The sequence below is a fragment of the Marivita sp. genome (assembly GCF_051859345.1).
GTDB lineage: Bacteria > Pseudomonadota > Alphaproteobacteria > Rhodobacterales > Rhodobacteraceae > Marivita.
The window spans coordinates 1-12,730 of record NZ_JBHYFV010000058.1 but is presented as its reverse complement, the minus strand read 5'-3'; the positions used below and the strand labels follow the sequence as shown (position 1 = coordinate 12,730).

The window sequence follows — 12,730 nt, the reverse complement described above, 5'->3', positions numbered from 1 at the left end:
TCGATCAGCTGTTCGCGGGCCAGGTCCTGTGAACTGCCGGGGGCGCGCAACACGGTCAACATGCGTGCGCGCTGTTCCAACTCATAGGCGGTCACCACGCTGTCATTGACGCGAATGACGGGCGCAAAAATGTTCTGGGCGGGTGCGGACACCGGACCAAGGGCCAGCGTCGCTGCAAGCGCAAGTGCGCCGAGTTTGCGGATGGGCGTGTTCAGTAGCTGCATGAACGGCGGTACTCCTTGCCGCTGCCGCCTGTGCTGAACCCTGTCAGCGCGACGGTCAGGCCGAAATCGGTAGATGGTTCTAGGTTAGTGGAAGAGGCAAAGCTGCGCGAGACCGAAAAGTTGACCGCGACACATTCGTTGCGGTACTCGGCCCCGACACCCGCCATGAGAAACTGCCCCTCGGCAATGTCATAGCGGGTGTTGCTGGTTGCGGTCCAGTTGCGGTCGATGTTGTAGCGCCCGTTCAGGCGCCATTGCGATTGCGCATCGACCCGGTCTTCCAGCGAATCTGTGGTGAGTAGAATATAGGACGCGCCAAGCGCATAGCGGTCCCGCGTCACGTTGGCCCGCATTTCCGCCTTGGTGAACCGGGTCTCGACGCTGTCATACAGGCCGCGCGCCAAAAGCTGAATTCCCGTCCTGTGCGCAAACTGTCCCGCGAACAGCCAATCCGACGTCTGGCTGTCCTGCCCGGAAGAGCGCGACAAATCGGCGTCCGGATCGTCGCGCCACACCCGGCCAAGTGTCAGCGCCGCGCGCCAGCCATCGGGATCCTGCCGCATCCAGCGCAGTCCGGCCGCCCCGATCAGCCCGCGTTCGCGCCGGTCGGCGGCGGGAAAGCGCGACAGCGACAGAAGGTTGCCTTCGTCAAACTCCACTCGTGTGCTTTCATCGTTCGGCACACCCGAGCGTTCGCCCCCGATCCAGCCCACCTGTGCAACCGGTTCCAATAGGACACGCGCGCCAGAGGCCGTCTGCTTGATCAGCGGCCAGCGCAGTTCCAGCGACGCGGCCGGGGTGACTTCGGTGTAGTCGGTCTCGGAGGCGGCGTCCTGTGCAACCTGGAAATGATCCACCCAGACCTGCGTCAGGACTCCGGCACGCACCCCCCCCGGCAGGGTCCAGCGGTCGCGCCAGCTCAGGTCCAGGTTGGCGCGCCCGACATCGCGGCCATCGACCACGCTGTCGGCATCGGGGCCGTCCACATCGGTGTCCGAATAGCGGTAATGCGCATGTATCTGGAACCCCAGCCGCACTTCACCGCCAATCCGTTTCGGGAAATACCGCCGATTGTAGCGCAGATCGCCGATGATCGTCGGCTGCGTGGCGTTGTTTTCGCCATCCGTCAGGCTTTCGTAATGGATCAGCCCGGTCGAGAAAAAGCTGTCGCGCTTGGTGCGGGACAGGGTGATCGCGCTGTCCAGCCGGTCTTTCTTGAAGTCGCTGTTGTAGTCGTTGAGATACGCCTCGTCGCTCACCGCCTCGATGTCGAAGGACAGTCGGAAATCGCGGGGCAGGCGGAACGCGCCTTCGGCAAAGAACAGCCCGCGCGCCTCACCGCTTTGCAGGTTGTCACGGCTGATAGCCCCATTCACGGAGATGTCCCCGGTGCGGAACGCCTGTCGATAGCGCAGTTCCAGCGTCCGGGTGATCGGCGACACATAAGGCGTCAGGGTCAGGTCGGCATGGTCGCCGATGGGAATGAAGTAGGGCAGCTTGATCCCGAATCCCAGCAAGGTCGAGGTCTTGAGTTCGGGAATGAGGAATCCGCGCGCACGCTCGAGCGTCGGGTCGGGCAGGCGCATCCGGGGGATGAAGAAGACCGGCACACCCAGAACCCGCAATTGCGCGTTGTCAAAATAGATCTGGCGTTCTTCGGCATCATGCACCACGCGTGTGGCCCGGATCGCCCAAAGCGGTGGGCCTTCGGTGCCGCAGACCTGGCACGAGGTGGCGGCAACCTGGCTCATCGCGGTGTAGCGTCCCTGAACACGGGCGGCGCGCGCCGAGGCGATCTGCAACTGCTCGTCCAGCACAAACCGCGCGCTTTCCAGCAGACCGTTCCGGAACCCCTGATCCAGCTGCGCCTGCGTCGCCGTCAGCACATCGCCATTGGGCTGCGTGATCCGGAGCGGCCCCTGAATGTCGAGCGTGTTGTTGCTGCGATCATAGATGATCGTTGACGCGGTCAGGCGCGTGCCCTGATGCAGGGCTTCGACATTGCCGGTTGCGACAAGCGTATCACCACCCTGTTGGACAAGCACCTGATCCGCCAGCAGCACCACATCACCTGACTGCGCGCGCGACGTCTCCGGTGTGATCAGAAGCGCGAACAGGCCGGCAAGGATCACCCGCAGCATCACCCGTCCTCCCGGCGCAGGATAAGCCCCAGGGCCAGAAGAACCGACGCCAAGGGCGGCACCCAGGCTGCGGCAAGCGCGTTCAACTGGCCGTTTTCCCCAAGGATCTGCGCGAAGTTGCGCACATAATACAAGGAAAAGCCAAGCAGAACCGCCGACAGAACCGCAATCCCGGTGCCCCCCATCCGGCTGTGCCGCATGGTAAAGGCCGCGCCGATCAGCACCATCGCCACCAGGAACACCGGACGCGCCAGTTCCATCTGCAACCAGACCGCATGGCGCCGGGCCGAAAATCCGGCATCCTCCAGATCGGTGATGAAGCCGCTCAGATCCCAGACCGAAATCGCAGAAGGCCGCCCGAAGCGGTCCTTGATGCTGTCTTCGGTCAGGGTCGAGGCGACGATCAGTTCGTCATGCAGCACCGAATTGGTCTCGGGGTTGACACCCGCCACCAACGGCCAGGCCTTGGCCTTGCTCAGCGTCCATGCACCGTCGGCCAGTCTCGCCTCTTCGGCCTCGATCCGGCGCACCGGGCCTCCGTCTTCGGCATAGGCCACGAACATCACGTCAAAAAGGATTGTTCCGTTCGGGTTGGCGCGCGCGGCCCGGATCACGGTCTGACCACGCGGGTCGGACTGGCGCAGCCAAAGCCCCTCGGCCCCGATGGACAGGGCGGATGTACCGCCGTTGCGATAGGTCTCGCGCAGATCGGAATAGGCCTTCGACGTGGCGGCCACGATCGGATTGCCCATCGCCACCGCAAGCCCGCCAATGATCGCCGCCACCAGCAACGGACCCACCAAAGCGGTCAGTCCCGAACGCCCCGCCGCCCGTGCCACGACAAGCTCGGACGACCGCGCAAGTGATACGAAAAGGGCGATGGAGGACAGGATCATCACCAAAGGCAGGATTTGGTACATCCCTTCCGGCGTGTTGAGCAGCGTCAGCTGCATCACCTCGCCAAAGCTCACTGAACTGTCCAGGCGCCGGATCTGTTCCACCAGATCAAGCAGGACCTGAAACAGAAAAAATATGCCGAAAATCGCCAGAAAGGTCCACAGGAAACGCCGGGCGAAATAGAGATGCAGAATCATGCAGCCCCCTCTGCCAACGCAGCGCCGCGCGGCCTTCTGAACGGACGCGACGCCAGATGCAGAAGCCCGGTCGCCATCGCAAGACCGACAAGCGACGGCAGGTACGTCAAGGGCCAGAGCATCGCATTATTCCGGGCCGGATCGGTCACGGCGCTTTCCACCAGCTTTATGAGGACCAGCAAAAAGATGGCGATCACGATCTGCCGCCCGACGCCGAAGCGACTGAAACTTGCAGTCAGCAAGGTCGAAAACCCGATCAAGGCCGCCACCAGCCCCAGCAAGGCCTGCTGAAACCTTCCGTGCAATTCCTCGTTGATGCGCGAGACCGGCACACCGACGAATTCGGCCATTTCCGCAGGGCGCGTGATCAGATCCCAGGTCGCCAGATGCCGTGGGCGCAGGTTGAGGTTCTGCGTCTGCACGATCAGGTTGCTGATATCATAGGTGAAATCCTGAAAGATCGTCGTCGACAGGCTGCGCGTCTCAAGTCGCAAGGTCTGGGCAAGCCCGCTGACCATGACCAGACGCGGACCGTTTTCGCCCTGCACGACATAGGCGCGCTCTGCAGTATAGGTCACTTCGCGATCGTCTTGTCGGCGATCCGACAGGTAGACATCGCGCAATTCACCCTCTGGGGTGATGTCGCGGATGAAAAAGGTGACACCGGGTCCGGGATGCAGGAACGCGCCCTCCCGCAACAGTTGCGCGGTCACCGATCCCGAAATCTCGACCTCGCGCTCCTTCAGTTGTGACACCGAGGCGGGAACCAGAAAATGCGTCAGCGCCGACATCATCAGCGCCACGATCACCCCGAACAAAAGCACAGGACGTGCCAGACGCCACGGGCTGTACCCGGTGGCTTGCACCACGGTCAGCTCTGAATCACCCATCAGCCGGTTGGTCACATAGACCGCCGCCGCAAAGGACGCCATTGGCAACACAAGCATGATCACACCCGGCAGGCTCAGCGCGGTGAATTCAAGGAACACGCCCGCCGAATGCCCGTCCGCAATCAGCCGATCAAACAGCACCACCGCGCGGTTCACCCAATAGACCGCGACCAGAACCAGTGCGAAGAACCCAAAGAGGACCATGAGTTGCGACAGCATGTATCTGTCGAATCTTGGCACAGCGGACCCCTTCATACGATATAGAGTGGGCCGTGGCGGCCCTGTCCCCTAGGGTTTGGGGTAAAACCCGCCTCTGGTCAACCGCGCGCACGAGCGCTACCCCTAGGACAAACGCATCTAACGGAGCAGAACATGGCGGATCTTCGCGCACTTTCGTTTCAGCCGGTCGATCTGGATGGTCTGGGCAACGTCCCGGGCCGGATCGCGGTCTTTGTCACCCCTGATCTCAAGCTCACCGCAGGCGCGCGTCGCCTGAACCGTTTGGCCAAAGGGGCCATCGCCCGCGCCACCACGTCCGAGACCTGGGACAAGCTGTCCGAGGGTAAGGTGATGTCGCTTGGCTGGCCTGCCGGGTTGGAAGCCGAAGCGGTCGATCTGGTCAAACTGTCCCGCCGCCCGTCTGCCGATCTTGCCCGCAAGGCCGGCGCAGCACTTGCGATTGCGGCAGGGCATGCAGCGCTGACCGTGTTGGTCGAAAGCACCCGGCGGCCCGAGGAAATCGCCCTTGGCCTTGCCCTGCGCGGCTATGGGTTTGACGATCACAAGACCAAGAAAGACAGCGCACTGGGTGCCGCAACGCTGATGTGCGCCAAACCGGACGAGGCCAAGGCAGCCGCCGTCCCGCGCATCGCGGTGGCCGAAGGGGTGCATTTCACCCGCAACCTGGTCAACGAACCGGCCAATGTGCTGACCACCACCGAATTCGCCACCCGACTTGAAGCCCTGCGCGATCTCGGGGTCGAGGTCGAGGTGCTGGAGGAAAAGGCGCTTGAGAAACTTGGCATGCGCGCGCTGCTCTGCGTTGGCCAGGGCTCTGACAGTCCCTCCAAGGTTGTCATCATGCGCTGGACCGGCGGGGCCAAAGGTGATGCACCGCTGGCTCTGATCGGCAAGGGCGTTGTGTTCGACACCGGGGGTATCTCGCTCAAACCCGCCGTCGGCATGGAAGACATGACCATGGACATGGGCGGCGCGGGGGTTGTCTCTGGAGTCATGCATGCGATTGCCAAGCGCAACGCCAGGGCCAACGTGGTCGGCATGGTGGGGCTTGTCGAAAATATGCCCTCCGGCAGCGCGGTGCGCCCCGGCGACGTGGTGGCCTCCATGAAAGGCGACACGATCGAGGTGGTGAACACCGACGCCGAGGGCCGTCTGGTGCTGTGTGATGTCATGTGGCACGCGCAGGAGACCGAGAAACCCGCCGCGATGATCGACCTTGCCACCCTGACGGGCGCCTGTATCATCGCGCTGGGGCATGAAAAGGCCGCTGTCTATTCCAACGATGAAGACTTTGCCGGTGCGTTCCTGAAATCCGCGGAAACCGAACAGGAAGGTGCATGGCGCATGCCCTTGGGGCAGGCTTATGACGACATGCTGAAATCGCCCGTCGCAGACATGAAGAACATTGGCGGACGGCCTGCCGGATCGGTCACGGCGGCGCAATTCCTCAAGCGGTTCGTCAAGGACGACATGCCGTGGATTCACCTTGACATCGCCGGTGTTGCGCATGTGAAAAGCGATCTGGATCTGTCCCCCAAAGGTGCTACCGGATGGGGTGTGCGGGCGCTCGACCGGTTGATCTCTGACCGGTTTGAAACACGGGACTGACCGATGGGCGCGGCGTATTTCTATCACCTGACGCAAAAGCCGCTCGAGGCGACCTTGCCCATGCTTCTGGGCAAGGCGCTTGGTGCCGGCTGGCGCGTTGCGGTGCGGGGAACGGATGCGGCGCGGATGGACTGGCTGGATCAGAAACTGTGGCTGGGGCCAGAGGACGGCTTCCTGCCACATGGTCTTGCAGGCGGTGGGCATGACGCACTGCAACCCGTCTTGCTGACCGTGGCAGAAGAGGCCGCAAACAACCCGCAATGCCTCATGACCGTGGACGGTGCCGAGGTCAGGTCGAACGAGGTGCAGAGGCTGGAACGCGTTTGCGTGCTGTTCGACGGCAACGATCCGGCGGCCGTCGACGTTGCGCGCGGGCAATGGCGCACCCTGACCGGCGCGGGGTGTTCTGCGCAATACTGGTCCGAAGAATCAGGCCGATGGGAAAAGAAGGCCGAGGCCTGATTTTTCGCAGATTAACAAAAGGTTAAACGGTCATACACGTTGACCCATTGTTTCGCGCGCGAAACATTCGGGCCGATCCGGACCGACCTGCGCGCTTCCCATTGTGGGCCTGTGCGCTTTGGCCTACGCTTTGCCTCGAACCTGACCTTGAGGGAGGAAAACAGGCGATGAGCAAGAGCTTCGACATGATCGTGATCGGCGCAGGCCCCGGCGGCTATGTCGCCGCCATCCGCGGCGCGCAGCTTGGGTTGAACGTGGGAATTGTCGAACGCGAACACCTGGGCGGCATCTGCCTCAACTGGGGCTGTATCCCGACCAAGGCGATGCTGCGCACCTCCGAAGTGTTCCACCTGATGCACCGCGCCAAGGAATTCGGGCTCAAGGCCGAAAGCATCGGGTATGATCTGGAGGCGGTGGTCAAACGGTCACGCGGGATCGCCAAGCAACTGGCGTCCGGGGTCGGGCATCTGCTCAAGAAGAACAAGGTCACCGTGGTGATGGGCGAGGCGACAATCCCCGCCAAGGGGAGGGTGCAGGTCAAGACGGACACAGGCACCGAAGAGCTGAGCGCGAAAAACATCATTATTGCCACAGGTGCGCGGGCACGAGAGTTGCCGGGCCTGGAGGCGGATGGGGATCTGGTCTGGACCTACAAACACGCGCTGGTGCCGGGGCGCATGCCAAAAAAACTGCTGGTCATCGGATCGGGCGCCATCGGCATCGAATTCGCCAGCTTTTACAATACGCTGGGCGCCGACACGACCGTGGTCGAGGTGATGGACCGCATCCTGCCCGTCGAGGATGCCGAGATCAGTGATTTCGCAAGGAAACAGTTCGAAAAACAGGGCATGACGATCCGCGAAAAGGCGATGGTCAAGCAACTGGATCGCGGCAAGGGCAAAGTCACCGCGCATATCGAGGTGGGTGGACAGGTCACCAAAGAGGAGTTCGACACGGTGATTTCCGCCGTTGGAATCGTCGGCAACACCGAAGGTCTGGGACTGGAGGCGTTGGGCGTGAAAGTGGACCGCACCCATGTCGTGACCGACCCGCATTGCCGCACGGGAATCGAAGGCGTGTTTGCCATCGGTGACATCGCCGGTGCGCCGTGGCTCGCCCACAAGGCCAGCCATGAGGGCGTGATGGTCGCCGAACTGATCGCTGGCGGGCATCCGCATGCGGTGGAGCCGGACAGCATCGCGGGCTGCACCTATTGCCAGCCGCAGGTGGCCAGTGTCGGCCTGACCGAAGCACAGGCCAAGGACAAGGGGTTCGAGGTCAAGGTTGGTCGCTTCCCGTTCATCGGCAATGGCAAGGCGATTGCGCTGGGGGAACCCGAAGGGCTGGTCAAGACCGTGTTCGATGCGAAAACCGGCGCGCTTCTGGGCGCGCATATGGTGGGGGCCGAGGTGACGGAGCTGATCCAGGGTTATGTCGTCGGGCGACAATTGGAGACGACTGAGCAAGACTTGATGCAGGCCGTCTTCCCGCATCCGACCCTGTCGGAGATGATGCACGAGTCAGTGCTGGATGCCTGGGGCCGGGCCATTCACTATTAGGACGGTGTTGACAGAATTTTCGTACGAAAATTCTGCGGCCAAAGATTATTCGTACGAATAATCTTCGCGCCCCGTCAGACGTGCTGGCCGCCGTTCACTTCGATCTCGGTGCCCGAGACATAGGCGCTCTGGTCCGAGCACAGGAAATAGATCACGTCGGCCACTTCATGCGGTTGTCCCAGCCGCCGCATCGGGAGCTTCTCGACAATCTTGTCGGTGCCTTCGCTCAGGATGCTGGTTTCGACCTCGCCCGGTGCAATGGCATTCACGCGAACGCCCAAAGGCCCGAAATCATGCGCCATTTCGCGGGTCAGGGCCGCCAGCGCGGCCTTGGACGTGGCATAGGCGGCCCCGGCGAACGGGTGGACCCGCGCGCCTGCGATGGAGGTGACGTTGACGATGGCGCCTTGCGCCCTGGCCAGCTCGTCTTTCAACCCGCGCCCAAGAACAACGGAAGCGAAGAAGTTGACATGAAAGACTTTTCCCCAATCTCGCAGATCGGTGTCCAGCGTGCTCAACCGCTCTCCGTTCGGCCCTTTGGGAGAGACCCCCGCATTGTTCACCAGCGCATCGAGCCGTCCACCGTCCAGCCGGTCCTTGACGATGCGCACCGCTTCCATCGTCTGTTGCGGATCGCTGAGATCCACCTGGATGTGATTGCGTTCCCCGCCGGGCCAGGGGCAATTCGGCGAAAAAGCCTGCCGCGAGCAGCTGATCACGCGCCAGCCTTCGGCGGCGAATTTCTTGACAGTGGCATGGCCGATTCCCCGGCTTGCGCCGGTGAGCAGCAGGGTCCGTTGATGCGATGTGTCTGACATGATGTCACCCTAGGCTGAATCGGGTGTCCGCGCGAGGTGCAAAGCACACCTCTCGCCGGCGGTGGTCAGCGCCCGAAGTTTTCGTCTTTCTTCTGGCCTTCGATCCGGGCGCGGATAAAGGCGCGGGCCTTGCGTTCGGCCATCCGCACTCGGATCGCGGTCAGATAGGCTTCTTCCAGAGTGGTCGAGGCGGCCCCGAGTTCCGCCGCGACTTCCATGAAGAAGCGATCATCGTCGAGATGCTTCATCGCCTTGAGCGTGTCGTCGGCGAGCCTTTCCGCCAATTCCTGAACCATCGACATGTCGCGTGTTCCTAGCGGCTGTTTTCGGTGAGGCGGCGTTTCACATAGGTGCTCACATGGTCGATCATGTTGTCCATGTGGGGTTCCTTGAAGAAGTGATCCGCGCCTTCGATTTCGGTATGGGTGACGGTGATGCCCTTCTGTTCGGCCAGTTTGCCGACCAGCGAGGTCGTGTCGGTGGGTGGCGCGACCCGGTCGCCGGTGCCGTTGATGATCAGGCCCGAGGACGGGCAGGGCGCGAGGAACGAGAAGTCATACATGTTGGCGGGTGGGCTGACCGAGATGAAGCCGGTGATCTCGGGGCGGCGCATCAGAAGCTGCATGCCGATCCAGGCGCCGAAGCTGAAGCCGGCGACCCAACAATGTTTGGAATTGTTGTTCATCGACTGGAGGTAATCGAGTGCCGATGCGGCATCACTGAGTTCGCCGATGCCCTGGTCGTATTCGCCCTGGGACCGCCCGACGCCGCGGAAATTGAACCGCAGCACGGTGAAGCCCATGTTGTAGAAGGCGTAATGCAGGTTGTAGACCACCTTGTTGTTCATCGTGCCGCCGAATTGCGGGTGCGGATGAAGCACGATGGCAATCGGCGCATCGCGGTCTTTTTGCGGATGGTAGCGGCCTTCGAGGCGGCCTTCGGGTCCGGGAAAAATCACCTCTGGCATGGTGGCTGGTGGCTCCTGCTTGGGCACTGGGGCGGCTGTCTGTTATTCTTGACAGCTTCACTCAGGCTTCTTAGAATGGTTCTAAATCGGGGATATTCCCGACTTGGTTATCCGCACATAGGCAATTGGTCTTGCAAGGTCAATTGCGTCGCTGGAGCGTTGGAGGAATCGGCCATGAAGCTGAGTACAAAAGGCCGGTATGCGATGGTCGCCCTGGCGGATATCGCGCTGCAGCCGGAAGGCACGCTTGTGACGCTTGGGGATATCGCCCAGCGTCAGGATGTGTCCTTGCCCTATCTGGAGCAATTGTTCGTCAAATTGCGCCGGGAGGGGCTGGTGGCGTCGGTGCGCGGGCCGGGTGGGGGATATCGCCTTGCCAAACCCGCCAGCGAAATCCGGGTGGTGGATGTGCTGTCGGCGGTGGATGAAACCGTGGACGCGATGCACAAGGGGGCCGGTGCCTCGGGTGGTCTGTCGGGGAGCCGCGCGCAATCCATGACCAACCGGCTGTGGGAAGGGCTGTCCGCGCATGTCTATGTGTTTCTGCACCAGACACGGTTGTCGGACGTGGTGGGCAACACGCTGGCTCCGTGCCCTGCGGTGCCCAATCTTTTTGCCGTGGTGGATGAGTGATGATTTCGAATTGGCTGCGCCAATCCGATCCGTTGGGGGCTCTGCCCCCAAGCCCCCGAGGTATTTCAAGCCCAAAGAAGCAGTGGGTGGGCTGAATGGGGCGGGTGTATCTGGATCACAACGCGACCATGACGCTGCGCGCCGAGGCGCGCGACGCGATGATCGCGGCGATGGATGTGGTGGGAAACCCGAGTTCGGTGCATGCCGAGGGGCGGGCCGCCAAGGCGCTGGTGGAGCGGGCGCGGGCGCAGGTGGCAACGGCCTTTGGGGCGGATGGGGCGGATATCGTGTTTGTGTCAGGTGCCACGGAAGCGGCGGCGCTCGCCTGTGCGGGGCGTGGGTTGTTTGGGTCCGAGGTCGAGCATGATGCGGTTCGGGCGTGGATTGATCCGGTTCTGGCCGTGGATGAGGCCGGACAGGTGGCCGTGACGGAGCCTGCGCGATCGGCGGTGCAACTGGCCAATTCGGAGACCGGCATCCTGCAGGACCTGCCGCAGGGCGTGGCGGTGGTGGATGCGACTCAGGCTTTTGGCAAGGTGCCGGTGGCGTTCAACTGGCTTGGCTGTGAAATGGCGCTGATTTCGGCGCACAAGCTGGGTGGACCCAAGGGAATCGGCGCGTTGGTGATGAAGCGCGGCACCGATATTGCGGCGCAGATCAAGGGTGGGGGTCAGGAGATGGGGCGCCGCTCCGGCACCGAGAACATCCCTGGAATCGCCGGATTCGGGGCTGCAGCAGCGGCGGCGGCGCGGGATCTGGACGCGGGGGCCTGGAATCGGGTTGAAGAAATTAGAAACATTCTAGAGTCAGCTATTGAGGCTGCCGAGAAAGAGATTATTTTTGTCGGGAAAGGAATGCCGCGCCTGCCGAACACCTCATGCCTTGCAACGCCGGGCTGGAAGGGTGAGACGCAGGTGATGCAGATGGATCTGGCCGGGTTCGCGATCAGCGCGGGATCAGCTTGCTCCAGCGGCAAGGTCAAGGCCAGTGCGGTCCTGACGGCAATGGGATTTGACAAGGCCACGGCCAGCAGCGCGATCCGCGTGTCGCTGGGGGTGGAGACAACCGAAGATGACGTGACGCGGTTTGCCGAAACGTGGCAGGCCAAATGGAAAAAACACCGCGCACGCGCTGCGTGAGATAATCGAAAGAGGTGCAAGCATGGCTGCTTTGGACAACACGACCGTCAAGGAAGGTGTGGATCAGGAAACTGTCGATGCCGTGCGTGAGGTGGGTGGGGCCTACAAGCATGGCTGGAACACCGATATCGAGATGGACTATGCGCCCAAGGGGCTGAACACCGATATCGTCAAGCTGATTTCGGAAAAGAACGGCGAGCCGCAATGGATGACCGATTGGCGGCTTCAGGCTTATGAACGCTGGCTTCAGAAGGAAGAGCCGACATGGGCGATGGTCGATTACCCCAAGATCGATTTCCAGGACCAGTATTACTATGCCCGCCCGAAGAGCATGGAGGTGAAGCCGAAGTCATTGGACGAGGTCGATCCCAAGCTGCTGGCGACCTATGAAAAGCTGGGTATCCCGCTCAAGGAGCAAATGATCCTGGCCGGAGTCGAAGGGGCCGAGGATGCGCCCGCCGAGGGCCGCAAGGTGGCGGTCGATGCGGTGTTCGATTCGGTTTCCGTGGGCACGACGTTCCAGAAAGAGCTGAAAGAGGCAGGTGTCATCTTCTGTTCGATCTCGGAAGCGATCAAGGATCATCCCGAACTGGTGAAGAAGTATCTTGGCTCCGTGGTGCCGGTGTCGGACAATTACTATGCGACGCTCAACTCGGCGGTGTTTTCGGACGGATCGTTCGTTTACGTCCCGCCGGGGGTGCGCTGTCCTATGGAATTGAGCACTTATTTCCGGATCAATGCCGAGAATACCGGCCAGTTCGAGCGGACGCTCATCATCGCCGACAAGGGGTCGTTTGTTTCCTACCTCGAAGGCTGCACCGCGCCGCAGCGGGATACGTCGCAGCTTCATGCGGCGGTGGTCGAGATCATCGTCGAGGAAGACGCCGAGGTGAAGTATTCCACGGTGCAGAACTGGTATCCGGGTGACGAGAACGGCAAGGGCGGCATCTACAAC

At 62.0% G+C, this 12,730-nt stretch carries 12 protein-coding genes and 1 pseudogene; 6 read left to right on the top strand and 7 right to left on the bottom strand.

Annotation, left to right across the window (positions count from 1 at the left end):
* The 4 genes and pseudogenes from ACTIEN_RS20840 to lptF all read right to left on the bottom strand — a co-directional run.
* Positions 1-224: pseudogene (locus ACTIEN_RS20840) on the bottom strand (peptidylprolyl isomerase); the annotation flags it as partial.
* Positions 212-2,365, bottom strand: a complete 2,154-nt coding sequence (locus tag ACTIEN_RS20835; RefSeq protein ID WP_439525072.1) for an LPS-assembly protein LptD — start codon at positions 2,363-2,365, stop codon at positions 212-214. The gene ACTIEN_RS20835 and the pseudogene ACTIEN_RS20840, both read right to left, overlap by 13 nt.
* On the bottom strand, positions 2,365-3,459 hold the full coding sequence (lptG, locus tag ACTIEN_RS20830; protein ID WP_439525071.1) for an LPS export ABC transporter permease LptG: 1,095 nt from the start codon (positions 3,457-3,459) through the stop codon (positions 2,365-2,367). The genes ACTIEN_RS20835 and lptG overlap by 1 nt, the downstream gene beginning before the upstream one ends.
* Positions 3,456-4,568, bottom strand: a complete 1,113-nt coding sequence (gene lptF, locus ACTIEN_RS20825; RefSeq protein ID WP_439525073.1) for an LPS export ABC transporter permease LptF — start codon at positions 4,566-4,568, stop codon at positions 3,456-3,458. Before lptF ends, lptG begins: the two co-directional genes overlap by 4 nt.
* 153 nt (positions 4,569-4,721) lie before the next feature.
* On the opposite strand from lptF, the gene ACTIEN_RS20820 reads away from it, so the two are divergent.
* The 3 genes from ACTIEN_RS20820 to lpdA all read left to right on the top strand — a co-directional run bounded on the left by ACTIEN_RS20820 (position 4,722) and on the right by lpdA (position 8,218).
* Entirely contained in the window at positions 4,722-6,197 is a 1,476-nt protein-coding gene (locus ACTIEN_RS20820) for a leucyl aminopeptidase (protein WP_439525070.1), read from the top strand.
* Positions 6,198-6,200: 3 nt separating this feature from the next.
* The gene (locus tag ACTIEN_RS20815; RefSeq protein ID WP_439525069.1) at positions 6,201-6,659 is read left to right on the top strand and encodes a DNA polymerase III subunit chi; all 459 of its coding nucleotides are present in this window, start codon (positions 6,201-6,203) and stop codon (positions 6,657-6,659) included.
* Between the two features lie 167 nt (positions 6,660-6,826).
* A complete protein-coding gene (gene lpdA, locus ACTIEN_RS20810; RefSeq protein ID WP_439525068.1) occupies positions 6,827-8,218 on the top strand; it encodes a dihydrolipoyl dehydrogenase in 1,392 nt (463 codons plus the stop codon).
* A gap of 74 nt (positions 8,219-8,292) precedes the next feature.
* Here the strand turns inward: lpdA and ACTIEN_RS20805 are convergent, their stop codons facing one another.
* The 3 genes from ACTIEN_RS20805 to ACTIEN_RS20795 all read right to left on the bottom strand — a co-directional run bounded on the left by ACTIEN_RS20805 (position 8,293) and on the right by ACTIEN_RS20795 (position 10,003).
* The gene (locus ACTIEN_RS20805; protein ID WP_439525067.1) at positions 8,293-9,036 is read right to left on the bottom strand and encodes an SDR family NAD(P)-dependent oxidoreductase; all 744 of its coding nucleotides are present in this window, start codon (positions 9,034-9,036) and stop codon (positions 8,293-8,295) included.
* Positions 9,037-9,101: 65 nt separating this feature from the next.
* Positions 9,102-9,338, bottom strand: a complete 237-nt coding sequence (locus ACTIEN_RS20800; RefSeq protein ID WP_439525066.1) for a hypothetical protein — start codon at positions 9,336-9,338, stop codon at positions 9,102-9,104.
* A gap of 11 nt (positions 9,339-9,349) precedes the next feature.
* Positions 9,350-10,003, bottom strand: coding sequence for an alpha/beta hydrolase (locus tag ACTIEN_RS20795; RefSeq protein WP_439525065.1), 654 nt, complete (start codon positions 10,001-10,003; stop codon positions 9,350-9,352).
* 174 nt (positions 10,004-10,177) lie between these two features.
* Here ACTIEN_RS20795 and ACTIEN_RS20790 point away from each other — a divergent pair, with 174 nt between their 5' ends.
* The 3 genes from ACTIEN_RS20790 to ACTIEN_RS20780 form a co-directional block, all read left to right on the top strand.
* The gene (locus tag ACTIEN_RS20790) at positions 10,178-10,636 is read left to right on the top strand and encodes an Rrf2 family transcriptional regulator (protein ID WP_439525064.1); all 459 of its coding nucleotides are present in this window, start codon (positions 10,178-10,180) and stop codon (positions 10,634-10,636) included.
* 95 nt (positions 10,637-10,731) lie between these two features.
* Positions 10,732-11,775, top strand: a complete 1,044-nt coding sequence (locus tag ACTIEN_RS20785; RefSeq protein WP_439525063.1) for a cysteine desulfurase family protein — start codon at positions 10,732-10,734, stop codon at positions 11,773-11,775.
* A 22-nt stretch (positions 11,776-11,797) separates the two neighbouring features.
* Positions 11,798-12,730, top strand: a 933-nt coding sequence (locus tag ACTIEN_RS20780) for a SufD family Fe-S cluster assembly protein (protein ID WP_439525062.1), incomplete at its 3' end; no start/stop codon positions are given.

Coding starts and splice junctions, on each gene's coding strand:
- ACTIEN_RS20805 (WP_439525067.1), bottom strand. CDS start 9,036: ATGTCAGACACATCGCATCAACGGACCCTGCTGCTCACCGGCGCAAGC.
- lptF (WP_439525073.1), bottom strand. CDS start 4,568: ATGCTGTCGCAACTCATGGTCCTCTTTGGGTTCTTCGCACTGGTTCTG.
- ACTIEN_RS20795 (WP_439525065.1), bottom strand. CDS start 10,003: ATGCCAGAGGTGATTTTTCCCGGACCCGAAGGCCGCCTCGAAGGCCGC.
- ACTIEN_RS20790 (WP_439525064.1), top strand. CDS start 10,178: ATGAAGCTGAGTACAAAAGGCCGGTATGCGATGGTCGCCCTGGCGGAT.
- ACTIEN_RS20785 (WP_439525063.1), top strand. CDS start 10,732: ATGGGGCGGGTGTATCTGGATCACAACGCGACCATGACGCTGCGCGCC.
- ACTIEN_RS20820 (WP_439525070.1), top strand. CDS start 4,722: ATGGCGGATCTTCGCGCACTTTCGTTTCAGCCGGTCGATCTGGATGGT.
- ACTIEN_RS20815 (WP_439525069.1), top strand. CDS start 6,201: ATGGGCGCGGCGTATTTCTATCACCTGACGCAAAAGCCGCTCGAGGCG.
- ACTIEN_RS20835 (WP_439525072.1), bottom strand. CDS start 2,365: ATGCTGCGGGTGATCCTTGCCGGCCTGTTCGCGCTTCTGATCACACCG.
- lpdA (WP_439525068.1), top strand. CDS start 6,827: ATGAGCAAGAGCTTCGACATGATCGTGATCGGCGCAGGCCCCGGCGGC.
- ACTIEN_RS20800 (WP_439525066.1), bottom strand. CDS start 9,338: ATGTCGATGGTTCAGGAATTGGCGGAAAGGCTCGCCGACGACACGCTC.
- lptG (WP_439525071.1), bottom strand. CDS start 3,459: ATGATTCTGCATCTCTATTTCGCCCGGCGTTTCCTGTGGACCTTTCTG.